Consider the following 22,569-nt stretch of genomic DNA (forward strand, 5'->3'; position numbering starts at 1 on the left):
AATATGACACTGAATTAACAGTTAAATTTTACTTTATAGAAACGATTCGCACACTCATTTCGCCGCCTGGTGTTTGAACTGTTACTTGTTCGCCCACTTTTCTGCCAATCAAACTTTTGGCAATCGGTGAATCATTGGAAATTTTCCCTTCAAATGGGTCTGCCTCCGCACTTCCTACAATTGTGTAAGTCTCTTCCTCTCCGTCTGGTAGTTCAACAAAAGTCACTGAGCTGCCCAGTGAAACGGAATCGGCTAACTCTCCGCCTTCAATGATTTTCGCATTACGGATCATGTTCTCTAAGGTAGTAATTCTTCCTTCAACGAAGGCTTGCTCTTCTTTGGCGGAATCGTACTCGGAGTTTTCCGACAAGTCGCCGAAGCTTCTAGCGATTTTAATTCTTTCTACCACTTCTTTACGTTTAACAGTTTTTAGTTGCTCTAATTCCTGTTCCAATTTTTCTTTACCAGCCTGCGTCATCGGAAATACTTTTTCTGCAGCCAAAATCCTCACTCCTTCTAGTCTCACAATCCCCCATTAGAATTGTGCAATATATGTAATTTATATTATGCCGAAACAGGCATAATATAAGCTTGCGCGTCCTATTGTTTAGGGCGCGCTTTTTTAAAATTATAACTCTAAAATCAATTTTTGAAGTGTTTTCTTTTGCTATTGTGTCATAAAATTGATTTTTGTTCAAGAATTGTTTGAATTTTTGTGACCATTAAGTCAATGGCTACGTGATTTTGCCCGCCTTCTGGAATAATGATGTCTGCATACCGCTTAGTTGGTTCAATAAATTGGTTATGCATCGGCCGTACCACATTGGTATATTGGTCAATAACAGAATCAAACGTACGTCCGCGTTCTTTGATGTCACGGGACAACCGACGGATAATTCTAAGATCCGCATCAGTGTCAACAAACAATTTAATATCCATTAAGTTACGTAGACGCTCGTCCTCCAAAATCAAGATTCCTTCTAAAATAATGACTTCCTTTGGTTCCACATGGATGACTTGGTCGGAACGGGTATGAAGTGAATAATCGTAGACTGGCTTGTTAACTGGCTGATATCGCAGCAACTTTTCCACATGTTCAATCAGCAGGTCATTGTCAAAAGCAAAGGGATGGTCGTAATTGGTTTTTAACCGCTCCTCAAAAGGCAAATGACTTTGATCTTTATAATAATAATCCTGCTCAATCACTAAAAGAGAATGGTCTTTAAAACTCTCAGCTATCGCTCTCGTAACGCTTGTTTTTCCAGAGCCGGATCCGCCGGCTACTCCAATAACAACTGGTTTGCGCATCTAGCTAGTTCTCCTTTCGCATCATGTTGTTAGGATAGACCGGTTTATCCAATTTAAAACGGACAATTTGAAGCGGATGTCTGGCAGCGTCCAGTTCATTTCCCTTTTCATCCCAGATTTTGTCGATGACATGAGTAAAGTTGTCAATTTCCGGTCCGAAGAATTCCACCTCATCACCCGGTTTAAAATGGTTTCTCTGCTGCAGGGTGACCATTTGTGTCGTTTCATCATAGTTCAAGACCAGACCGACAAAATCAAACGTTGTCTTCTTGCTATGATTACCAAACATTTGCTCTTTATACCCTGGCACCCCTTCAAAGAAGGCTGGAGCTGTTTCCCGATTAGCGCATTTATCAAGCTCTTCCAGCCATTCGCGTTGAATGACAAAATTGTCGGGATCAGCGCAATATGCGTCAATTACTTTTCGATAAACACTTACTACAGTTGCGATGTAGTGAATCGATTTCATTCGGCCTTCTATTTTTAAACTATCAATGCCTAGTTCAATCATTTTCGGAATCGACTGAATTAGATTTAAATCCTTCGGGCTCATGGCGAATGGCGCGTCCTCTGCCCCGAAAAGAGCCGATTCCCCGTTATTTCCTTCAAGCTGATATAAGTCATAATCCCAGCGGCACGACTGGCAGCAGCCCCCACGGTTCGAGTCTCTTGCTGTCATGTGGTTGCTCAAGGTACAACGGCCTGAATAAGCAATACACATAGCGCCATGAATAAACGTTTCAATTTCAATATCTACTTTTTCTTTCATTTCACGTATTTCTTCCGCACTGGTCTCACGGGCTAATACGACCCGCTCCAATCCTTCTTCCTGCCAGAACTTAATAGCTTTCCAGTTGGAAAGAGATTGCTGTGTACTTAAATGAACTTCAATCTCTGGTGCAATTCGGCGGCAGGTTTCGATGATCAGTGGGTCTGCTACAATAATTCCGGCAATACCCGCTTCTTTTAACCCTTGTAGATATTCCTCCAAGCCGGGAATATTTTCATTGTGGGCATAAATATTGGTTGTTACATAAATTTTCGCACCATATTTTTTGGCAAACTCTACGCCTTCTTTAATTTCTTCTAACGTAAAGTTGTCTGCATTGGAACGGAGTCCGTACTCTTGCCCGCCAATAAATACCGCATCTGCTCCATACTGCACGGCAATCTTTAATTTTTCCAGATTGCCTGCTGGAGCAAGTAGTTCCGGTTTTTTCACAATGACACGTTTTCCATCAATGATTTCAGAAATCTTGTCTTTTACTGTATTCACGTTGGACCCCTCCCTTAATTTCAGTTTAATAAACTGTCTCCTTGAAGAAGAAACCTGTATCTAATGGACGGTTAGCCGGCTGTAATTCTTCGATAGCAGCTAACAGGTCGTCCTTCTTGTCTTCATAAAGGTCTGGATCTTCAAAATATAAATCAATGGCTTCACGGTAGATTTTAGTGACAGCAAGGATATATTCCGAATCTTTTAAGATGCCGTCAATTTTAAACGAATCAATGCCAGCTTCTAACATATCTTGGAACTCATCAATAATACAAATATCATTTGGGCTCATAATGTGGGTGCCATTTTCATCCTCAAAAATCGGGTATTTGCTTCCCCGCTCTTTATCGTGAAGGAACATATTTTTTTGCTGTTTGCGATTCTCAATTTCCATGGCCTTCCCTTGGTATTCAAAGTAGTTTCCAAGCAATGACCGTTTAGATTGGAACATGCAGCTCATTCCATGTACCTGTACTTCAATTTCCACTTCGGCATTTTCCTTTATTTCGACAATCGCATCCATATTAATTTCACGCGCCAAGACTGCTCGTTTAGCCCCTTTTCTCCCCCAATAGTTGCAGGTATACCAGTTGGTCCCAGTTGTTTCTGTACTCCAGTGGAGCTTCATCTGAGGGGCTGTTTCTCTCACTGCCATTAACACGGCAGGGTCGCCAAAAATAATCGCATCTGCATTGGCGTCAGCTGCGAAACGGATATAATCATTTAACTCCTCAATTTTTTCATTATGAAAAATTGCATTCATCGCAATATATACTTTTTTTCCTGCAGAATGGGCTAGTTCAATCGCCTGTTTTACATCTTCACGGTTAAATTCACCGGCAAGCCTTAAGCCATAACGCTGTTCCCCAATCACATAGGCATCCGCCCCTGCTTCTACCAAAGGCAAAATATCATGAACAGATGTTGGTGTCACCAGCAGTTCAGGTTTTTTCATCTTCTTCACCTCTTCTTTTTACTAATGGCCACCCCATCGCCTACTGGCAGGATAACTGAATCATAATCTGGATGGCCCATTAACCAGCGGTTAAACTCATTAATTTTCTTAACAAGATTCCGCGTGCGCTTTGATTCAATTTCCTCCTCAGCAACAAGGCCTTTAAATAACACATTGTCAGTAATAATCATCCCGTCCAAATTCAGATACTTTGAATAAATCTCGAAGAACTTTTTATATTGCCCTTTTGCTGCATCAATAAAGATGGCATCAAAAGGAGCATAGTGGCTAACCTGTTCCGAAACCTCCAAAGCATCTCCTTTAATCAAGTGAATATTTTCACTAAGGCTTGTCCGTTTGAAAAATTCCTCTGCTGCAGAGATCCTTTCGCTATCACGTTCAATTGTTACAATCTGCGCGTTTGGAAGTGCCTCAGCCATCCTAAGCGCTGAGTAACCAATTGCGGTTCCAACCTCCAAAATGGTTTTAGAACGATGAATTCTAAGTAGCTGCAGCATAGCTTCAATGCCCTGCAGCTCCATGATCGGAACTTGGTGCAGTTTTGCATAGTTCTCCATTTCGGTAAACAGGAAATGTCGGTCCGGAATAAGCTCTTCTAAATATGAATGCAGCTTTTCATTCATCAAGCTGCGTCACCTCAATCCTAAAAATACTATAAGAACACCCGGCGAACTAACTTTACGGGCGTTGGAACTAAAAATAGTTTTTCGAAGTCAAATACTCTTATTATTCGCTGAATTTCACCTATTTAGACATAAAAAATAGCGTACACAGAAATTTACCAGTGAAGGTGGCCCGAGCAACATAACCGGGTATTCCACTCAATGTTCGTTTACTGTGAGTTACGCTATGATTTCCAAATAAACACCTGAACCATTCTACCACAAAAAAAGAGGGAATGCTATACTTCCCCCTTCCATCGTACTATTTTTTATTAGAAATATATTTTTCCTTTTCCTGGTTATGTTCTTCCAATGTTTTAGTAAAAATAATATCTCCTGTTTCAGTTGCTAAGAAATAATAATAATCTGTTTGTTCTGGTTCTAATGCGGCTTCAATCGATGACTTCCCGGAATTGGCAATCGGTCCCGGCGGAAGACCCGTGTGCAGATAAGTATTATATGGAGAGTTGACCTCCAAATCCTTATACATGACCCGCTCCTTGTGTTTGCCTTGTGCATATAGGACGGTGGGGTCCGTTTGCAGCGGCATGCCCTTATCCATCCGATTATAGAATACACTCGCGATCTTTTTGCGATCCGTTTTTGCCGTTGCCTCTTCCTCCACAAGCGCTGCCATGGTTAACACTTGATGGACCGATACATTCTTTTGATTCATTTCCTCCGAATAGTCGGCTAAAACCTCCTGCGTTTTGCTAAGCATGGCGGACACCATTTCTTCTACAGTTGGATTTGGCTTATAGAATGGGTAGGTAGCCGGGTACAGATACCCTTCCAACGGATATTTCACAGCCGGATTGTTTATTTCAGTTGTTAAAAGGTCAGGAAACTTAGTCATGACCTGTTTAATAAATTCACCGTCGTTTAGCTTATTAAATACTTCTGTTTCATTCTGGTTTGTGGCTTTTGCCATAATGGCGGCTATTTCCGTTAGCTGTTTGCCTTCCGGTATGGTGATTTTAAAGCTAGCATTCGCCAGTACTTTACCCGTTTTTAACCTGCCGACAATTTCCGGGACATCCATGGATGGGCTTAGCTCATATTTTCCCGCCATAAAACCGCCTTCATTTTTTAACTTCACATAATATTTAAATACTTTTGCATCCTTTATAATTCCATTTTTTTCTAATGTTTCACCAATGCCTGTTACAGAAGAGCCCAGTGGAATTTCCACTACCTTATTTTGTTTGCTGCCGGCATCTATTGGCTTTAAGGCAGATTGAATATAAAGATAGCCTCCGCCACCAATTATAATGATTAATAATAGCAGTAAAACGGAAATGATTAATACAATTCGTCTGACGATTCTCGCTTCACTTTGATGTTCAAGCATTTTTTCTCGGATAATATCTTTTTTGTCTGTTGTCATCCCTTTCCTCCTTCCCAATGATGCTTTAGATTCATTAGCTTTTCTAAATCATAATAAAAACACAGAAGTTACATTGTAATTATTTCAGCATATAGTGAGAAAAATGTCAATTTTACATATAAAATGCAGAAAAAGAGCCGGCTATTGCCGACTCTTTCCTTTGGGTTATTCTTCTTCTTCCTGGTCCTCGATAAATGTGTTGAATACTTCTTCAATCATATCCCATTCTTCATCCGACTCAACTGGTAACAATTCACCGATGCCTCCGTCTTCGGTTGGGACATAAGCATAGGCATGCACAACGCCTTCCTCATCATCCTCAAGCTCTCCGACTGGGAAACATAATAGATATGATTTGTTAAAATCCTCTGAATCAAAAGTTAGCAGGATTTCAAATAATTCTTCATCACCATTTTCATTTACCAGTGTAATAAACTGCTCATCGTGGTCATGATCATGGTCATGATGGTTATGGTTGTGTTCGTTTGACATTTCTTCACCTCATTATTTAATACTATCAAGAAAACCCTGCAGAATCATCACAGCTGCCATTTTGTCGATGACTTTTTTACGTTTTTTCCGACTGACATCCGCTTCAAGCAATACACGTTCTGCGGCCATTGTTGTCAGACGCTCGTCCCACAGTACTGTGGGAACCGAAAATCTTCGTTCGATCTCCTCGGCATACTGTTTGCTTGCTTCACCCCGGGGTCCAATGGTCCCGTTCATGTTTTTGGGCAAACCGACGACGACTTTGCTAACCTGATACTCTTCTATTAATTGACCAATTTCCTCAAAACCAAACACTTGCTTTTCTTCGTTGATTTTGAGCGTTTTCAGCCCCTGAGCTGTCCACCCCAGTTCATCACTAAGAGCGACACCCACTGTCTTGGAGCCGACATCTAAACCCAATACACGCATGCTTTAGACCTCTCGCTGTTGTTTAAGATAGGATTTGACTAACTCCTCAATGATTTCATCCCGTTCCAATTTACGGATGATATTACGGGCATCCCGGTGACGGGGAATGTATGCCGGGTCCCCGGATAAAAGGTAACCAACAATTTGATTAATCGGATTATATCCTTTTTCCTGCAATGCCTCATACACTTGAAAAAGTACATCCTGTACGTTATGTTCAAACGGCTCTTCCGGAAAATTAAATCGCATCGTTTTGTCAAATGAGCTCATTCACGTGCACCTCAACTCGTCTTTGTTACCTTTATTCTACACTACTTTGTCCCTATTACAAAACAGATTTTACCGATTCCTCCACAAATTGTAGGGCGCTCTCAAGCTGTTCTGGATTCTTTCCTCCAGCTTGGGCCATATCTGGACGGCCGCCGCCGCCGCCGCCGCATCTTGAAGCGACTTCTTTAATAAGCTTGCCGGCATGGTAACCGCGCTCTATTAAATCTTTAGTAACAGCAGCGATTAAATTAACCTTTCCTTCATGGGCACTGCCTAGCACAATAACTGCGGAGCCCAGCTTTTGTTTGAGATCGTCAGCCATATTCCTCAAGTTATTCATATCTGCTGCTTGAACCTTGGCTGCTAGGACGGTTACGCCATTAATCTCTTTTGCTTTTGAGACAAGACTGCCAGCTTCGATATTTCCAAGCTTGGCTGCCAAAGATTCATTCTCCCGTTGAAGACCCTTAATTTCACCCATTAATCCGTCAATCCGGGTAACAATGTCTTTTGGATTGGTCTTTAATTTTTCTGCTGCTTCTTTCAGCAAACCAACCTGTTCATTCAATAGCACATAAGCTGCCTCTCCTGTTACAGCTTCAATCCGTCTAGTTCCAGCACCGATTCCGCTCTCAGATACAATTTTAAACAAGCCTATTACAGAAGTATTCGGCACGTGGCAGCCGCCGCAAAGCTCAAGGCTGTAATCACCCACTTTGACCACTCGGACAATATCGCCGTATTTCTCGCCAAACAGTGCCATGGCGCCCATTGCCTTTGCTTCAGCAATCGGTTTTTGGGAGATAGTTACTTCCAAGCTGTTCCAAATTTTTTCATTCACGATTCTTTCAACCCGCTCCAGCTCATCTGGCTTCACTTGGCCAAAATGAGAGAAATCAAAACGGAGGCGATCCGGTTCCACAAGCGAACCAGCTTGGTTGACATGCTCACCGAGAACATCTTTTAATGCACGGTGCATCAAGTGGGTCGCTGTATGGTTTTTGATGATTCGTGCCCGATTTTCTGGGTCAACGGTGGCTGTAACTTGCTGGTTAACGGTTAATTGACCGGATTTGATCACTACTTGATGAAGGTTCTGCCCGTTCGGCGCTTTTTGCACATCCTTAATGGAAACCGTGACACCCTCACCCTCTAATACACCGCGGTCGGCAATTTGTCCGCCACTTTCAGCGTAAAACGGGGTAACATCGAGAATCAACTGAACTTCTTCACCCTGGTTAGCATTTTCCACTAGTTCTCCTTCTTTTACAATGGCCACTACAATGGAATCCGTCTTAAGTTCGTTATAACCAACAAATTTACTTGAAACGATCAAATCTCTTAAGATACCGCCTTGTACATGCATGGAACTTTCATCTTGACGGGCGGCACGGGCTCTCTCACGCTGTTCTTCCATTTCCTTTTCAAAGCCTTCATGGTCAACCGTTAATCCTTCTTCCTCTGCATATTCTTCCGTTAATTCCACAGGGAAGCCGTACGTATCATAAAGACGGAATACATTCTCGCCGCTAATCGTACTTGAACCATTTTCTCTTGCATTCTTAATAATGCCGGATAAAATCGCTAATCCCTCATGCAGCGTTTCATGGAATCGTTCCTCTTCATTTTTAATAACCTTTTGGATAAAATCAGTCTTGTCTTTTACTTCAGGGTAAAAATCATGCATAATCTCGCCTACTACTGGCACAAGTTCATACATAAATGGACGCTCAATATTAATTTGCTTTGCATAGCGAACGGCACGGCGAAGCAAGCGGCGCAAGATATAACCGCGGCCCTCGTTTGATGGAAGCGCCCCGTCACCAATGGCAAAGGCAACTGTACGAATATGGTCAGCAATTACTTTGAAGGCAACGTCCTTTTCTTTATCTACACCGTACTTTTTACCGGAAATCTCTTCAGTTGCCCGGATAATTGGAATAAATAAGTCTGTATCGAAGTTGGTTGGAACATTTTGCACAACCGATGCCATCCGCTCCAGACCCATTCCGGTATCAATGTTTTTCTTTGGCAGTGGAGTATACGTGCCATCAGGATTATGATTGAATTGGGAAAAGACCAAATTCCATACTTCGAGATAACGCTCATTCTCCCCGCCTGGGTACAATTCAGGATCACTTGGGTCATCTCCATATTCTGGACCACGGTCATAGAAGATTTCAGAGTTTGGTCCACTCGGGCCTTCCCCGATGTCCCAGAAGTTGCCTTCCAAACGGATAATCCGCTCCTCCGGAATGCCAATTTCTTTATTCCAAATCTCAAAGGCTTCCTCGTCTTCTGGATGGATGGTTACAGAAAGCAATTTTTTATCAAAGCCAATCCATTCTTCATCGGTTAAAAATTCCCATGCCCAATGAATCGCTTCTTTTTTAAAATAATCACCAATGGAGAAGTTACCTAGCATCTCAAAGAAAGTATGGTGCCGGGCAGTTTTTCCGACATTTTCGATATCATTGGTTCTGATTGATTTTTGGGCATTAGTGATTCGCGGATTTTCCGGTATAACCCGACCATCAAAATATTTTTTTAGGGTTGCCACCCCGCTGTTAATCCACAACAGGGTAGGGTCATCATGTGGAACCAATGATGCGCTTGGTTCAACGGAGTGACCTTTTTCCTTAAAGAAATCTAAATACATTTTTCGGATTTGTGATCCCGATAAATTTTTCATCAAACTTCCTCCTTTTTATGTGCAGGCATGTTATAGGGCAGTATTGATCAAGAACCAATATGAACAAACCGCATTATTAAAAATGCATACAAAAAAGCCCTCATCCCCAAAACAGGGACGAGAGCTTGTCTCGCGGTACCACCCTGATTATGAATACAAAAAAATTGTACTCATCTCTCAATATCGCCTTAACGCGGCTTATGACGGCAGTGGTTAGCTGCACTCCGGATTAGCGTTCTGTTATCCTTCATCTGGAATCTCTTTCAGCCAAGGGGACTCCTCTCTTCTGCGCATTTAACCGCTACAGATGGACTATAACATACTCGATCCTTCTTCATTTTCCATATATGACGAATTATATCGACGGAAAAAAGGTTTGTCAAATCCTATGTTGAAGATTCATGGCGCCGGACATCGATGAAATGATTTTTTACGTGGATGAGGCCCACCTTCATAATGGCAAAAACCGGTACAGCCAAAATCAAACCGAGAATTCCGCCTATCTCTCCCCCTGCTGTCAGCGCGGCCATGATCCATAATGGATGCATGTGCAGACTTTTGCCAACAATATAAGGCGATAGTATATTCCCTTCAATAAATTGAAGGCCGAACACAATAATGATGGTAACGATGATTAATTTAACCGAAGTCGTTGCCGCCACGATTACTGCCGGAATCGCTCCAATGATTGGTCCGAAGTAAGGAATTACATTGGTTACCCCAACAATCAGACCTAACAACAATGGATATTTTAGCTGAAATGCCCAAAATAAACAGGAAGCAATTGTCCCCATAATCAAACACACAAGCAACTGGCCCCTTATGTAATTCCCTAATGATTTATCCACATCTCTTAGGAACAATATACCTTTTTTTCGCCAGCTTTTCGGTGTTAAATACCAGATTGTCTGTCTAATTTTTGCAAAATCTTTAAGCATATAAAAAACGATAAAAGGGATTATCGCTAAAATAACCGCTGAGTTTAAAAACTGGATTAGCACATTTACGATAGTAGTCAGGAGACTATCCAATTTATCCTCAAACGCGTCAATCCCCTCGTTTACACGATTTTGCAATCCGTCCGGCCACTCCCTTGTGTGAGATTGGAGAATTTTGATCCACTCGCGGTACTGCTGGGCAAAAACAGGGGCACTTTCAGACAAGTCCTTTATTTGATCGATAATCGCAGGTATGCCTTTATAAAGGGCAAAACCAATACCGCCAAAAAACAGGAGATAAATTAAAAAAATAGCTACTCCTCTGTGCAGTCCTTTTTCATGCAATTTTTCAATAATGGGATGCAACAGGTAAGTAATAAAAGCAGAAATGCCAAATGGAAGCAGGATAATAAGAATTAACTTAATAACTGGCAGCCAAACAACCCGCAGCTTTAAAAAGATATAGATGGCAATTAATAAAAGGAGTGTAAAACCGATTCGATAAAACCACTTCATCCGATTTTCCAAAGCTTTAGCCTCCTTTTACCGTTAGTGTTGGAGACCCAATATGTAAATATACATAAATCCCCCTCGAAAAACCCGAGGGGGACACGCGAAATATTAAAACATAGCCCGTTTTACTTTTCTTGCCATTTTTCTCATTTGGCGGCCTGACATTAAATGATTTTTCTGTGCCATGGTATACGCAGCTGCTCCGATTCCGAGTACAGCCATCGATGTCATTGCTTTTTTCATACTTTTCACCTCTTCATCGGGAATGGGAAAGTACTATTTTGACTTCGGTTTACAGGCTCATAGCCCCGTTCTTACGGGCGTTTAATTGATTACATTGTAAATCGGCGGACATCTTCCTCAAACAGATCATCCAATGAACTTAATGTCCCATCCTCTTCGACCTGATGAGTATTAATCAATCCTTTTGACACAGATAACTCAATAAAACAGTTCCAGCAGTAATACTGGTTGATGCCGATTTTACCAATATCCTTGCTTTGGCAGTTTGGACACTTAAACATGGAAAAGACACCTCACGCATTCTTCAGCTAAATCGCTAATAAAATTTCTGCGGTCTATTCACCTCGTGTGTTAATAGACGGTTCCATTTTATTTACGTCTACGATGATGGCATCTTTTCCAATCGTTAAGGGCTTCTTGGAATGAATCACTTGTTTCCCTTCCGTAATATCCGAAAAGAAGCCATCCGTGATTTCGTACCCTACGATTGTGCCCAATTCTTCCTGAAAATATACGTCGTTTAGCAGTCCCAGTGATTCACCGCTTTTCGAAAGCATCATTTTCCCTTCAAGAGAATGCTGGTGACCTAAGGTATATTCTGGCATTTCTTTTGCTTTTTCCAAAAGACCGGCATCCTCAATCATGACCCCGTCCCAGCCGAAGGAATCCACCTTTTGAATGTCAAGAAAGCAGGATTGCTTAAATAATGTTCCTTTTTTCACTAGCAAGCCTTTAACGATTCCCTCTGGTGAAATATATAAGTCGCTGATTTCTCCAATCTTTGTGCCGCTTTTTGTTTCAAATACAGGCTGCCCTTTTAATAAGGAAAATGTTCGCAAAGAGTACCCACCTCCTATTGAACATTTTTAGTTTCAGTTTTTCGCCATAAAATCATAAGGTGTAACGTTTTCCATCCCGATCATTGGGTCCACCCGCATTAGAAATTCTTCATATGAGATGGATTTGGTTTCGGGTGTTATGCTTTGATTTTGATCTGGGACAGGTATGGCGTCTTGTAGTTTTTCGCAAAGGGTTGTCAATCTTGACATTTCGTCAGCCCGTTCTACTCCCATCCTTAGTGCTTCTTCTTCGCCGCAGATAATTAACGATTGCTTGGACCGGGTGATGGCGGTATAAATCAAATTTCTTTGCAGCATCCGGTAATAGCTTCGAGTAACTGGCAATAGGACGATTGGAAATTCACTACCCTGCGATTTATGTACCGAACAACAGTAAGCATGCGTGATTTGATTTAAATCCTGCTTTGTATACTCCACTTCATGGCCTTCAAAAGAGATATAAATTAAATCCTGCTTTTCTGTATTTTCCTTAGCATAGATAATCGAAATGATTTCACCAATATCCCCATTGAATACGTTATTCTCAGGCTGGTTGACTAGCTGCAGAACCTTATCGCCAATCCGGTATTTCACATCTCCGTAGGTGATTTCTTTTCTGGTACCGCTCGGATTAGGATTAAAAATTTCCTGCAATAGGACATTTAATCGGTCAATGCCTGCAGGCCCACGGTACATCGGAGCAAGCACCTGAAAATCCATCGCCGTAAACCCTTTATTTTTTGCGTTTAAGGCGATTTTTTCAACCACTTGTGCAACCTGTGCGGTACTGCACTTAATAAACGAGCGGTCTGCTTGTTTCATGGCAATATTGGCCGGCAGTCTGCCCTTTTTAATTTCATGGGCCAATTCAATGATGGATGACCCTTCAGCTTGGCGGTAAATATCGGTTAACCTGACTGTAGGAATTCGTTCTGATCGCAACAAATCCTTTAGTACCTGACCTGGTCCGACAGACGGCAACTGATCCTCATCCCCTACAAGAATGACTTGAATATGCTCTGGCAATGCTTTAAACAATTGGTTAGCCAGCCAAATATCGAGCATGGAGGTCTCATCGACGATGAGAATTTTACCTTCAAGCGGGCTTGCATCATCACGGTCAAAGTTTTCTGTCCCATTATAGCCTAGCAGCCGGTGAATAGTGACCGCAGGCAGTCCTGTAGACTCACTCATTCGCTTGGCAGCTCTTCCAGTAGGGGCGGCAAGTAAAATTGGGAATGGCTCTTGCTTTTTATGATAATCTTTAGGGTCAAGCGAGCAGCCATGCAACTCAGCATAGAGCTCGACAATCCCTTTTATAACGGTGGTTTTGCCGGTTCCTGGGCCCCCTGTTAAAATCAACATAGGAGACATTAAAGCAGTTTGGATAGCTTCCCGCTGGGTCGGTGCATACTGTACGGCTAATCGTTCTTCTAAGCTGCCCAGCGCCAATAAAAACTCAGATTCAGGAAATTGTTCTTCATACTCTTTCTGTTCTAAAATTCGACGGATGCTCGTAACCAGGCCTTTTTCGGCAAAAAATAACGATGGCAGATAGACACGCTGTTCCTCCCCGATAATCTTCCCTTCTTCTTGAAGTTTGATGATTTCCGTTGAAATATTTGTATAGTCGATAATATCACGTTGGTTATCTTCAAGAAGCAACTTTACCTGTTCGAGCAAATCCTTCGCTTGCATATAAACATGGCCCGTTTGCATGCATTCATTCTCTAAAATATACAGGCAGGCTGCCTTGATACGGTCTGGATGATTCCCGGAAATCCCCATTTGGTAGCCTAGCTCATCTGCTCTGCCAAAACCAATCCCCTCAATAGCTTCAACGAGCTGATATGGATTTTTTTGAATAATTTCAAGCGTTTCTTCCTTATACACTTGGTAAATTCTCATTGAAAGCTGTGGACCAAAGCCATATTGATTCAAAGCAATTAAGACCTGCTCTAAGCCCTGATGTTCCATTAGGGTATCATACAGCAGTTTTGCCTTATCTGGAGGAAGTTTTGGAACAGTGTCCAGCAGGGACGGCTGATTTAAGATTTTCGATATGGCGTTTTCCCCTAGGGTTTCAACTATGTTCTCTGCCGTTTTTTTCCCAATCCCTTTGAACATTTCCCCAGACAAATAGGCAATAATACCTTGTTTCGATTGCGGCATGTCTTTGCGGAAATGGGTAGCGTGGAATTGCATGCCAAACTTGGGATGCTCCTTAAAATCTCCGTAAAAGGTATAAGTCTCTTGTTCGTGAATTTTAGGGAAATAGCCGGTCACGACTGCTTCCTTATCCTCATATGTATGGTTGGTTTCATCCACTCGGATTCTTATCACAGTATATAAATTCTGTTCATTATGAAAAATCGTGACGAATGGCCGCCCTTTAATATACGTCCCCTGTTCGGTAAATAAATCAAGCGATTGCTGGTTTTCCAAAGGACTCCCTCCTTTCAATAAAAATTAATTTGCTTATTGGTTGGCTTCGATTAACTGTTTAGCATGTCCAGCTAAAAGATGATCCGGCTGAATTTCGAGCGCCTTGTTAAACATATCAATTGCCTTATCTGCCTGTTCCTTAAAGGCATAGGACACTCCCAGATTATAGTAAGCATCGGAATGATTCGGATCGATCTCCAAGCATTTTTCAAATTGCTCCATTGCCTGGTCCAGCAACTCAAGCTGTGCCAAGCATAGTCCATATTGGAAACGGGCTTCGGCGTCGGTTCCGTTCAGTTCTACGCTTCTTTGCAAATAAGCCAGCGCAAATTTACCTTGCTCCAAGTTCATTAAGGTCAGTCCGAGCATAAAATAATTATCGCTTGTTTCCATGCCTCGTTTCATCGCTTCCTCAAACATCTTCTTTGCCTGTTGAAAACGGTCGTTACTAAAGTACAGATTGCCCGCACTGTAATAAGCGGCTGCAGCATTTTCATCTATTTCAATGGCCCTTTGGTAAAATTTTAATGCCTTATCCGTTTCTCCTAATTCAGATAAAACATGTCCAAAATTAATATAGGCCGCAGGGTCGCGAGGATTCTCATTAATGGCTTCATTAAAAGCTTTGGCTGCTTCCTCCAAATTTCCTTCCTGGAGAAATTGCACACCTCTTTGATTATGGTCCATATTTTCAACTCCATTTCTATAACGAAGTATATCATATTTCAGAGAAAAACCCTGACTCCATTCGAGGAGACAGGGCACTTCTTATCCAACATATGTTAGACGTTCATTATTTTTATAAACTTCGTCAATAGTTCCGCCGCCAAGGCACTCATCCCCATTGTAAAAAACAGCTGCTTGCCCTGGAGTAACGGCACGGATTGGTTCGTGGAAAATGACTCTTACTTTGTCGTCCTCCAGCAATTGAACCTTAACCTTGTGATCTTCTTGGCGATAACGGAATTTCGCTGTGCATTCAAATTCTGAAGACTTCTGTACATTTGACATCCAGCTTACATTGGTTGCAATAATCGAATCGGAATATAACTTTTCATGATGAAATCCTTGCCCCACATACAGGACATTTCGTTCTAAATCCTTTCCGATGGCGAACCAAGGTTCACCCGAACCACCAATTCCCAGGCCATGACGCTGCCCGATGGTGTGATACATCAAGCCTTCGTGACGGCCCTTTATATCTCCGTCAAAGGTTTCCATATTCCCAGGCTGCGCCGGAAGATATTGCCCAAGGAATTCCTTAAAATTCCGTTCACCGATAAAGCAAATACCAGTACTGTCTTTCTTCGTGGCTGTTGCCAAATTAGCCTGTTTAGCAATTTCTCTAACCTTTGGTTTTTCAAGGCCGCCAATTGGGAACATCACTTTACTGATTTGTTCTTGGGATAACTGGTTTAGGAAATAAGTTTGGTCCTTATTGTCATCTATTCCGCGCAGCATTTTATATTCGCCGTCGCGGTACTCAACCCTTGCATAATGACCGGTAGCCAGATAGTCCGCTCCCAAATTCATCGCATGCTCTAAAAAGGCTTTAAATTTGATCTCTTTATTGCACATCACATCAGGATTTGGCGTTCTTCCTGCCCGATACTCATCGAGAAAATAGGTAAAAACCTTGTCCCAATATTGCTTCTCAAAATTGACCGCATAATAAGGAATGCCGATTTGGTTGCAGACCCGAATGACGTCATTATAATCTTCTGTGGCAGTACAGATGCCGTTTTCATCAGTATCGTCCCAGTTTTTCATAAAGATACCGATGACATCGTATCCTTGTTGTTTTAAAAGAAGGGCCGCAACAGAGGAATCCACTCCTCCGGACATCCCAACTACCACGCGGGTATTTTTTGGGTCTTTTGCTTCCATTCCCGTTCACCTCACTTTAGCTGGAATGGTTCTGGATTTATTTTGTAAGGCGCTGCACAGCCTTAGCTGTCTCTGCAGCTGCCTTTAATATTTCTTCGGTTGTTGTCGTAAAGCCAAAACTAAAACGAATTGAATTAGTGATTTTATCAGAATCTTTTCCAAACATCGCCACTAGCACATGGGAAGGTTCGATGGAACCGGCTGTGCAGGCAGACCCGCTGGAAACCGCAATACCTGCTAAATCCAAATTCACCAGCATAGCTTCGACATTCGTTCCCGGAAAGCTTAAGTTTAATACATGCGGTAAGGAATTTTCAAGAAATCCGTTCACATAAAACTCGATGTCTTGTTCCTTTAAAGTTTTTATAAGAAGTTCTTTGTAGCTGATAAACTTTTGCCGCTTGCTCTCCATTTCCTTGGCTGCGATCTGAACCGCTTCATGGAACCCGACGATGGAAGCAACGTTTTCTGTACCAGCCCGCCGTTTCCGCTCCTGTTCACCGCCAAAAAACCGCGGCGCCACTTTGACATCTGAACGTACATAAAGAAACCCGATTCCTTTTGGTCCATTAATTTTATGAGCAGAAACCGACAATAAATCAATCATGCACTCATTCACGTCAATTTTTTCAACGCCATAGGCCTGAACGGCATCGGTATGAAATTTAGCAGGATGATCCTTTAGCAGCTGGCCAATTTCTTTAATTGGCTGAATGGTTCCGACTTCATTGTTTCCGTACATAACAGATACGAGGATTGTGTCATCTCTTAATGCAGCTTGGAGATCCTGGATGGAGATTCTCCCTGTCACATCAACAGGTAAATAGGTCACTTCAAAGCCCATTTTTTCTAACTTTTCGCAGGCATGAAGGACGGCATGGTGTTCAATTTGGGTGGTAATGATGTGCTTGCCGTTCTGCTGATAACTTTCAGCCACACCAAATAACGCCATGTTATCTGCTTCTGTTCCGCCACTTGTAAAAATAATCTCGTTTTCCTTTGCACCAATGCTATCAGCCATTGCTGCACGCGCCAAATCAATATAATGACGCGCTTCTCTCCCAAACGAGTGAATACTAGAAGGATTCCCAAAGGTGGTGTTCATCACTTCCAACATTTTTTCAATGACCTGCGGATGCATCGGAGAGGTAGCCGCATGGTCAAGATAGATTCGGTCCATTGTTACACCTTCATTCAACAAAATTCACCAGTATCATTTTTCACATTAAATATAAAACATATAACCTTCCGGCTCAGAATCCGTGCTATGGTTGGCTAAATCCTCAAGCGTTGTGTTGTCCAATACATTTCTGATGGCATCGCGAATTCTAATCCAAAGCTCTTTCTGGGCAGCTTCTTCATCTTCAATTCCCTCTACAATAATGATGGGACCTTCTAACACGCGAATCACATCGCCAGCTGTAATCTTGGCTGGTTCATTGGCTAAAATATAACCACCATAAGCTCCCCTGATACTTTTTACTAATCCGGCATTACGTAACGGCGCGATTAGCTGCTCTAGGTAATGCTCTGATAAATTATTGGCCTGAGCAATCGCTTTAAGGGATGTAGGCCCTTCGCCGAAATTCTTGGCAAGTTCAATCATAATCGTCAAGCCATAACGGCCTTTGGTAGATATCTTCATACGTGCACCTCATTTCATATATATAAACATCAATGTTATCCTTAGTAATTTGATAGGCATTAAGAATTATATCATATTCTTCCCTAATATGCTTTTTGCTAAATAAATGGTATTGTAGAAATAGGTAATTTTCTTAAAATGTTGGAGAGATGTAGGATGCAGCAAAAACCATTAGCATACCGGATGCGGCCGCGGACCATTGAAGAAGTGGCCGGTCAAGAGCACCTTGTCGGTGAGGGAAAAATCATTGCCAGAATGGTAAAAGCGAAACAGCTGACTTCGATGATTTTATATGGACCTCCAGGCATCGGTAAAACCTCGATTGCCAGTGCCATTGCCGGCAGTACGAAATATGCATTTCGGACGCTCAATGCGGTTACAAATAATAAAAAGGACATGGAAATTGTCGCCGCAGAGGCCAAAATGTCGGGAAAAGTGATTCTTCTACTTGATGAAGTCCATCGGCTAGATAAAGCCAAGCAGGATTTTCTTTTGCCCTACCTAGAAAATGGCATGATTGTGTTGATTGGGGCAACCACGAGCAACCCGTATCACGCCATCAATCCGGCCATCCGCAGCCGCTGTCAAATATTTGAATTGAAGCCCTTGTCCCCGGATGACGTCAAAACCGTCTTACTTCGGGCCCTTCAAGACGAGGAGCGCGGCTTTGGAAAATTAAATGTTGAAGTTTCTGACGAAGCCTTACAACACTTTGCCCAGGGCTCAAACGGAGATGTCCGCAGCTCGTTAAATGCGTTAGAGTTAGCGATTCTATCGACTGACCCGGATGAACAGGATGTCATTCATATAGATGTTCGAACAGCAGAAGAATGTTTGCAAAAGAAAAGCATAGCGGCGGACCGAGACGGAGATGCCCACTATGATGTCATTTCGGCATTTCAAAAATCAATCCGTGGCAGTGACGTGAATGCCGCCCTCCATTATCTTGGCCGGTTAATTGAGGCAGGTGACCTGGTTAGTATCAGCCGCCGGTTGATCGTCATTGCCTATGAGGACATTGGCCTTGCGAATCCACAAGCCGGAGCCCGGACACTCGCAGCAATTGAAACAGCCGAACGGCTCGGGTTTCCCGAAGCGAGGATTCCACTTGCAAACGCCGTGATTGAGCTCTGTTTATTGCCAAAATCGAACTCTGCGATTATGGCGATTGATACTGCCCTTAGTGACATTCAAAAAGGCATCGGCGGAGAAGTGCCAGACCACTTAAAGGACGCCCATTATAAAGGGGCCAAAGCGCTTGGCAGAGGGATTGACTACAAATACCCCCATGACTACGAAAACGGCTGGGTCAAGCAGCAGTATCTGCCTGACCGAATTAAACACAAGCAATACTATCAGCCGAAAAAAACAGGCAAATTTGAACAAGCGCTGGCGACTGTTTATGAACGGCTGTCCCGCCAATAGAAGGGTGTCAGGAATTATTCCTGACACCTTTCTTGTTGTTTATGCGGCGATATCCCGTTTCTTGAAAACATAGAAAGAGAAAAATAGAAATAAGGCAAAATAGAGCAATAGCATTAGAATAGAGAATGGCATCGTCATTCCTTCTAACATAGGTGTCCCTTCGATGTATTGCATTAAATCCGTGTTGGCAAATAGGATGTATTTGGCCCAACTGAATTTAAGCGCCAACAAGCTTGTTATTTGTTCGCCCGTTAACAATAGAAATAACGATAAACCAATCGCCAAAGAGCTGTTCCGGAATACAGATGAAATCATAAATGCCATCGTCACGAGCATAACCATACTAATGGAATTCAAACCATAGTAAATTAGCAAATGAATGACAATATTTTGCTCAGCCACTTTTCCATTGTAGTAATTCAAATATGGCTGGGGATCTGACGGTAATCCAAATAAAATAGCCCCAAGAGTGCCCGAGAAAACAAACAATATTCCCAGCATAAATAAAGCATACAGTAGAACCGTTAAGTATTTGGAAAGCAAGATTTTCATTCTGTTAATCGGCCGAATCAGCAATAGCTTAATGGTTCCCCAGTTAAATTCACTGGCCACAATACTGGCAGCCACAATAATAGTAAACAAGCCAGCTAGAGTAATTAATTCAGAGGCATCTTTAACAAATGACCATACATTGTATTTTTCTCTTGGCGGGATGTGGTGCTCAATTCGGTAACCATTAATGGCAATTTGCTTTTTAAATAAATCTCTTTCAATTTTCGATTGGCTCTGACTCATTTGACGATCCAGCGCCATATTTTCTTCTTTCAGCGTTTGCTCCCAATTTGCTTCGACTGCTCCATTATTTGTGTCCTCTTGCGATTTAAAAAACAACGCAATGACGCAGGTAATCACGATGAGTAAGGCGATCATGACAAAGGTACCGGGACGTCTAAAAATTTTCATCCACTCATTTTTAATTAAATTAACCACGGCCCGCTGCCCCCTTTTCCCCTGTCACTTCAAGGAAACGGTCCTCTAATGTTTTTCCCGCTTCTTTTATCCCAAAAATATGTATCTCTTGGTCCACTAAAAGCTTCACTAATGATGGTATTTCTTGTTTAGGCAATGCGATGGTAACCCCATCACGGGAATAGGTGGGCCTTGCTTCAGGATAATGCTGCTGCAAGATGACTGCGGCTTTTTCGGCTGGCGTGACTTCTAATTCGAAGGCGGTACCGCTTGCCTGGACAAATTCCTTTATTTGCTGAACGTCGATTAGCCGGCCGTCCTGGATAATGCCGATTCGGTCGCACATCATTTCCATTTCTGAGAGCAAATGACTGGAAACAATGACAGCCATGTCTTTTTCGCGGGCGAGACGGCGTACATAATCCCGGATTTCACGGATGCCCGCTGGGTCCAATCCATTGGTTGGCTCGTCCAAGATTAATACCTGCGGTTCATGCAGCAGGCACTGAGCCAATCCTAAACGCTGCCTCATACCAAGGGAATAGGTTTTGACTTTGTCATGAATCCGGTCGGTTAATCCAACAAGTTCAACGGTTTCTGCTATTTTCTGTTTGGTGACGTTAGTTGTCATTCTGGCATAATGGATAAGGTTTTGATAGCCTGTCAAAAACTTGTACATTTCCGGGTTTTCGACAATGGCTCCGATATGGCGGACTGCATCCTCAAACCCTGTTTTGATGCTGGAGCCGCCGATGGTGATGTCTCCTTGGGTGATGGCCATTAAACCGACGATCATCCGGATAGTAGTGGTTTTTCCGGCACCATTGGGTCCTAGGAACCCGAACACCTCTCCTTTGTTGACCTGGAAACTGATCTTGTCAATAATCGTTCTTCCTTTAATTACTTTTGTTACATTTTTAAGTTCGACAATAGGCTCCAAGATTGTTCTCCTCTCTTTACCAAATATCTCCTTTACAAGTGTACCTTATTGGCCGGCATCTTTCAGGTAAATTTCACAAAAAATAAAACGTTAACAAAAATTTCATGGACCTTTTGTAAACGTTTGGCAGTTTTTTTATAAAATAAAATCAGACTATGAAAGGGTGTGGAATATGGAGCTATATAAACCTCGAACGGAGTCATTGGAATTAAGAAAAATGAGATTGTTAAACAAGAGAATGGCGTTGACCCCAGAGGAAAAAAAAGCCTATTTGTATGTTCAAAAAGGCTATGAAGGCGAGGTATTGTTTGACCGGTTAACAGAAAAGCTTCAATGTGATGTATATGTGTTAAATGATTTACTCCTCAAGCATAATAACTCCCTCTTTCAAATTGACACCTTGCTGATTTATCAAAAATCAATCATGCCCATTGAGATTAAAAACCAAGACGGCGATTGTTGCTACTATCCTGATAAAGAAACCTTCACGATGATATTAACAGACAAAGATATGAAGAATCCCTTAGACCAGTTAAAACGAAGTAAGCAATTATTACATTCCTTGCTCAAAAGTCTTGGAGTTCAGCTTCCTCTGGAAGGTTATGTTGTCTTTGTGAATCCTCATTTTACTCTTTATCAAGCCCCCCTAAACAAACCTATTATTTATCCTAACCAGTTAGATCGTTTTATGGACCAGTTAAACAAGATACCTTCCACGCTAGGCAACCAGCACAAGAAAGTAGCAGCCGAATTGGCGGCCCGGCACATAAAAGAGACGCCTTTCACCAGTTTGCCTCAATATAGCTTTGGTGCGATGAAAAAAGGATCTTGTTGTGTGAAATGTGACTCGTATATGGTAACGGTGGTGGAGGATGAACTGGTCTGTCATGTTTGTGGCGAGCATGAGAGTATTGAGGCGGCTGTGGTACGGAACGTGGAGGAGATAAGGCTGTTGTTTCCTGAGATGAGGATTACAACGAATCTTGTTTATGAGTGGTGTGGGGTTTTTCCTTCTAAGAAGATGATTAGGAGGATTCTGCTAAAACAGTATAAAGCTATTGGATATGGAAGATGGTTTTACTTTGAATAATTAGAAATTTGTAAATTAGATGAAGGTGAGGTTAGCTTTTATTGCTAAATAGCGTTAAGGTCACGTAGAACTTCTACGTGACCTTAACCCGCTTTTTTCACTTATGCCTCTACGTGACCCTAGCCTGCTCATTTCCCTGTTCT

23 protein-coding genes are annotated in these 22,569 nt (G+C 42.2%); 2 read left to right on the forward strand and 21 right to left on the reverse strand.

Features of this window, described 5'->3' with window-relative positions; translation table 11 throughout:
- Nucleotides 1-28: 28 nt before the first annotated feature.
- The 19 genes from greA to cymR form a co-directional block, all read right to left on the reverse strand.
- The gene (gene greA, locus BN2425_RS10350) at nt 29-502 is read right to left on the reverse strand and encodes a transcription elongation factor GreA (RefSeq protein ID WP_042458652.1); all 474 of its coding nucleotides are present in this window, start codon (nt 500-502) and stop codon (nt 29-31) included.
- A 173-nt stretch (nt 503-675) separates the two neighbouring features.
- Entirely contained in the window at nt 676-1,308 is a 633-nt protein-coding gene (gene udk, locus BN2425_RS10355) for a uridine kinase (RefSeq protein ID WP_042458655.1), read from the reverse strand.
- Nucleotides 1,309-1,312: 4 nt separating this feature from the next.
- Nucleotides 1,313-2,584 carry a peptidase U32 family protein gene (locus BN2425_RS10360; RefSeq protein ID WP_042458657.1) on the reverse strand — a complete coding sequence of 424 codons (1,272 nt, stop codon included), beginning with the start codon at nt 2,582-2,584 and terminating at the stop codon, nt 1,313-1,315.
- Between the two features lie 25 nt (nt 2,585-2,609).
- Nucleotides 2,610-3,539, reverse strand: a complete 930-nt coding sequence (locus tag BN2425_RS10365) for a peptidase U32 family protein (RefSeq protein WP_042458659.1) — start codon at nt 3,537-3,539, stop codon at nt 2,610-2,612.
- A 5-nt stretch (nt 3,540-3,544) separates the two neighbouring features.
- Nucleotides 3,545-4,183 carry an O-methyltransferase gene (locus tag BN2425_RS10370; protein WP_042458661.1) on the reverse strand — a complete coding sequence of 213 codons (639 nt, stop codon included), beginning with the start codon at nt 4,181-4,183 and terminating at the stop codon, nt 3,545-3,547.
- A gap of 301 nt (nt 4,184-4,484) precedes the next feature.
- Nucleotides 4,485-5,609: an endolytic transglycosylase MltG gene (gene mltG / locus BN2425_RS10375; protein ID WP_042458664.1), complete on the reverse strand. Its 1,125-nt coding sequence runs from the start codon at nt 5,607-5,609 to the stop codon at nt 4,485-4,487.
- A 165-nt stretch (nt 5,610-5,774) separates the two neighbouring features.
- Complete coding sequence (locus BN2425_RS10380) at nt 5,775-6,101, reverse strand: DUF1292 domain-containing protein (protein WP_042458667.1); 327 nt, start codon at nt 6,099-6,101, stop codon at nt 5,775-5,777.
- Between the two features lie 12 nt (nt 6,102-6,113).
- On the reverse strand, nt 6,114-6,530 hold the full coding sequence (gene ruvX, locus BN2425_RS10385) for a Holliday junction resolvase RuvX (protein ID WP_042458670.1): 417 nt from the start codon (nt 6,528-6,530) through the stop codon (nt 6,114-6,116).
- A gap of 3 nt (nt 6,531-6,533) precedes the next feature.
- Nucleotides 6,534-6,800 carry an IreB family regulatory phosphoprotein gene (locus tag BN2425_RS10390; protein WP_042458674.1) on the reverse strand — a complete coding sequence of 89 codons (267 nt, stop codon included), beginning with the start codon at nt 6,798-6,800 and terminating at the stop codon, nt 6,534-6,536.
- A gap of 55 nt (nt 6,801-6,855) precedes the next feature.
- Nucleotides 6,856-9,492 carry an alanine--tRNA ligase gene (alaS, locus tag BN2425_RS10395; protein ID WP_042458677.1) on the reverse strand — a complete coding sequence of 879 codons (2,637 nt, stop codon included), beginning with the start codon at nt 9,490-9,492 and terminating at the stop codon, nt 6,856-6,858.
- Between the two features lie 386 nt (nt 9,493-9,878).
- Nucleotides 9,879-10,958: an AI-2E family transporter gene (locus tag BN2425_RS10400; RefSeq protein WP_154663488.1), complete on the reverse strand. Its 1,080-nt coding sequence runs from the start codon at nt 10,956-10,958 to the stop codon at nt 9,879-9,881.
- A 93-nt stretch (nt 10,959-11,051) separates the two neighbouring features.
- Entirely contained in the window at nt 11,052-11,186 is a 135-nt protein-coding gene (locus tag BN2425_RS10405; protein ID WP_074433042.1) for a YrzQ family protein, read from the reverse strand.
- An 89-nt stretch (nt 11,187-11,275) separates the two neighbouring features.
- Entirely contained in the window at nt 11,276-11,467 is a 192-nt protein-coding gene (locus BN2425_RS10410) for a hypothetical protein (RefSeq protein ID WP_042458680.1), read from the reverse strand.
- A 54-nt stretch (nt 11,468-11,521) separates the two neighbouring features.
- Nucleotides 11,522-12,025, reverse strand: a complete 504-nt coding sequence (locus BN2425_RS10415; RefSeq protein WP_042458683.1) for a PRC-barrel domain-containing protein — start codon at nt 12,023-12,025, stop codon at nt 11,522-11,524.
- 33 nt (nt 12,026-12,058) lie between these two features.
- Nucleotides 12,059-14,470 carry an SF1B family DNA helicase RecD2 gene (recD2, locus tag BN2425_RS10420; protein WP_042458686.1) on the reverse strand — a complete coding sequence of 804 codons (2,412 nt, stop codon included), beginning with the start codon at nt 14,468-14,470 and terminating at the stop codon, nt 12,059-12,061.
- Nucleotides 14,471-14,503: 33 nt separating this feature from the next.
- Nucleotides 14,504-15,157 (reverse strand): tetratricopeptide repeat protein, encoded by a 654-nt coding sequence (locus BN2425_RS10425; protein WP_042458689.1) that lies wholly within the window; start codon nt 15,155-15,157, stop codon nt 14,504-14,506.
- An 81-nt stretch (nt 15,158-15,238) separates the two neighbouring features.
- The gene (mnmA, locus tag BN2425_RS10430; protein ID WP_042458691.1) at nt 15,239-16,357 is read right to left on the reverse strand and encodes a tRNA 2-thiouridine(34) synthase MnmA; all 1,119 of its coding nucleotides are present in this window, start codon (nt 16,355-16,357) and stop codon (nt 15,239-15,241) included.
- 37 nt (nt 16,358-16,394) lie between these two features.
- Nucleotides 16,395-17,537 (reverse strand): cysteine desulfurase family protein, encoded by a 1,143-nt coding sequence (locus BN2425_RS10435; protein ID WP_042458722.1) that lies wholly within the window; start codon nt 17,535-17,537, stop codon nt 16,395-16,397.
- A gap of 45 nt (nt 17,538-17,582) precedes the next feature.
- Nucleotides 17,583-18,002 (reverse strand): cysteine metabolism transcriptional regulator CymR, encoded by a 420-nt coding sequence (cymR, locus tag BN2425_RS10440; protein ID WP_042458695.1) that lies wholly within the window; start codon nt 18,000-18,002, stop codon nt 17,583-17,585.
- 156 nt (nt 18,003-18,158) lie between these two features.
- Here cymR and BN2425_RS10445 point away from each other — a divergent pair, with 156 nt between their 5' ends.
- Nucleotides 18,159-19,427: a replication-associated recombination protein A gene (locus BN2425_RS10445; protein WP_042458698.1), complete on the forward strand. Its 1,269-nt coding sequence runs from the start codon at nt 18,159-18,161 to the stop codon at nt 19,425-19,427.
- 39 nt (nt 19,428-19,466) lie between these two features.
- Here the strand turns inward: BN2425_RS10445 and BN2425_RS10450 are convergent, their stop codons facing one another.
- Together BN2425_RS10450 and BN2425_RS10455 are read right to left on the reverse strand one after the other, a co-directional pair.
- The gene (locus BN2425_RS10450; protein WP_042458701.1) at nt 19,467-20,417 is read right to left on the reverse strand and encodes an ABC transporter permease; all 951 of its coding nucleotides are present in this window, start codon (nt 20,415-20,417) and stop codon (nt 19,467-19,469) included.
- Complete coding sequence (locus tag BN2425_RS10455) at nt 20,410-21,336, reverse strand: ABC transporter ATP-binding protein (RefSeq protein WP_042458704.1); 927 nt, start codon at nt 21,334-21,336, stop codon at nt 20,410-20,412. The genes BN2425_RS10450 and BN2425_RS10455 overlap by 8 nt, the downstream gene beginning before the upstream one ends.
- A gap of 172 nt (nt 21,337-21,508) precedes the next feature.
- Between BN2425_RS10455 and BN2425_RS10460 the strand changes: the two genes are divergently transcribed.
- A complete protein-coding gene (locus BN2425_RS10460) occupies nt 21,509-22,426 on the forward strand; it encodes a nuclease-related domain-containing protein (protein ID WP_042458707.1) in 918 nt (305 codons plus the stop codon).
- Nucleotides 22,427-22,569: the final 143 nt, after the last annotated feature.

It is taken from the genome of Neobacillus dielmonensis (assembly GCF_000612665.1).
GTDB classification, from domain to species: Bacteria; Bacillota; Bacilli; order Bacillales; family Cytobacillaceae; genus Neobacillus; species Neobacillus dielmonensis.

Excerpts from the sequence above, each read along its gene's own strand:
- BN2425_RS10445 (WP_042458698.1), top strand. The coding sequence starts at position 18,159 with ATGCAGCAAAAACCATTAGCATACCGGATGCGGCCGCGGACCATTGAA.
- mnmA (WP_042458691.1), bottom strand. The coding sequence starts at position 16,357 with ATGGAAGCAAAAGACCCAAAAAATACCCGCGTGGTAGTTGGGATGTCC.
- BN2425_RS10425 (WP_042458689.1), bottom strand. The coding sequence starts at position 15,157 with ATGGACCATAATCAAAGAGGTGTGCAATTTCTCCAGGAAGGAAATTTG.
- ruvX (WP_042458670.1), bottom strand. The coding sequence starts at position 6,530 with ATGCGTGTATTGGGTTTAGATGTCGGCTCCAAGACAGTGGGTGTCGCT.
- udk (WP_042458655.1), bottom strand. The coding sequence starts at position 1,308 with ATGCGCAAACCAGTTGTTATTGGAGTAGCCGGCGGATCCGGCTCTGGA.
- alaS (WP_042458677.1), bottom strand. The coding sequence starts at position 9,492 with ATGAAAAATTTATCGGGATCACAAATCCGAAAAATGTATTTAGATTTC.
- BN2425_RS10435 (WP_042458722.1), bottom strand. The coding sequence starts at position 17,537 with ATGGACCGAATCTATCTTGACCATGCGGCTACCTCTCCGATGCATCCG.
- BN2425_RS10365 (WP_042458659.1), bottom strand. The coding sequence starts at position 3,539 with ATGAAAAAACCTGAACTGCTGGTGACACCAACATCTGTTCATGATATT.
- BN2425_RS10460 (WP_042458707.1), top strand. The coding sequence starts at position 21,509 with ATGGAGCTATATAAACCTCGAACGGAGTCATTGGAATTAAGAAAAATG.
- BN2425_RS10370 (WP_042458661.1), bottom strand. The coding sequence starts at position 4,183 with ATGAATGAAAAGCTGCATTCATATTTAGAAGAGCTTATTCCGGACCGA.
- BN2425_RS10380 (WP_042458667.1), bottom strand. The coding sequence starts at position 6,101 with ATGTCAAACGAACACAACCATAACCATCATGACCATGATCATGACCAC.
- BN2425_RS10410 (WP_042458680.1), bottom strand. The coding sequence starts at position 11,467 with ATGTTTAAGTGTCCAAACTGCCAAAGCAAGGATATTGGTAAAATCGGC.
- BN2425_RS10405 (WP_074433042.1), bottom strand. The coding sequence starts at position 11,186 with ATGAAAAAAGCAATGACATCGATGGCTGTACTCGGAATCGGAGCAGCT.
- mltG (WP_042458664.1), bottom strand. The coding sequence starts at position 5,609 with ATGACAACAGACAAAAAAGATATTATCCGAGAAAAAATGCTTGAACAT.
- BN2425_RS10390 (WP_042458674.1), bottom strand. The coding sequence starts at position 6,800 with ATGAGCTCATTTGACAAAACGATGCGATTTAATTTTCCGGAAGAGCCG.
- cymR (WP_042458695.1), bottom strand. The coding sequence starts at position 18,002 with ATGAAGATATCTACCAAAGGCCGTTATGGCTTGACGATTATGATTGAA.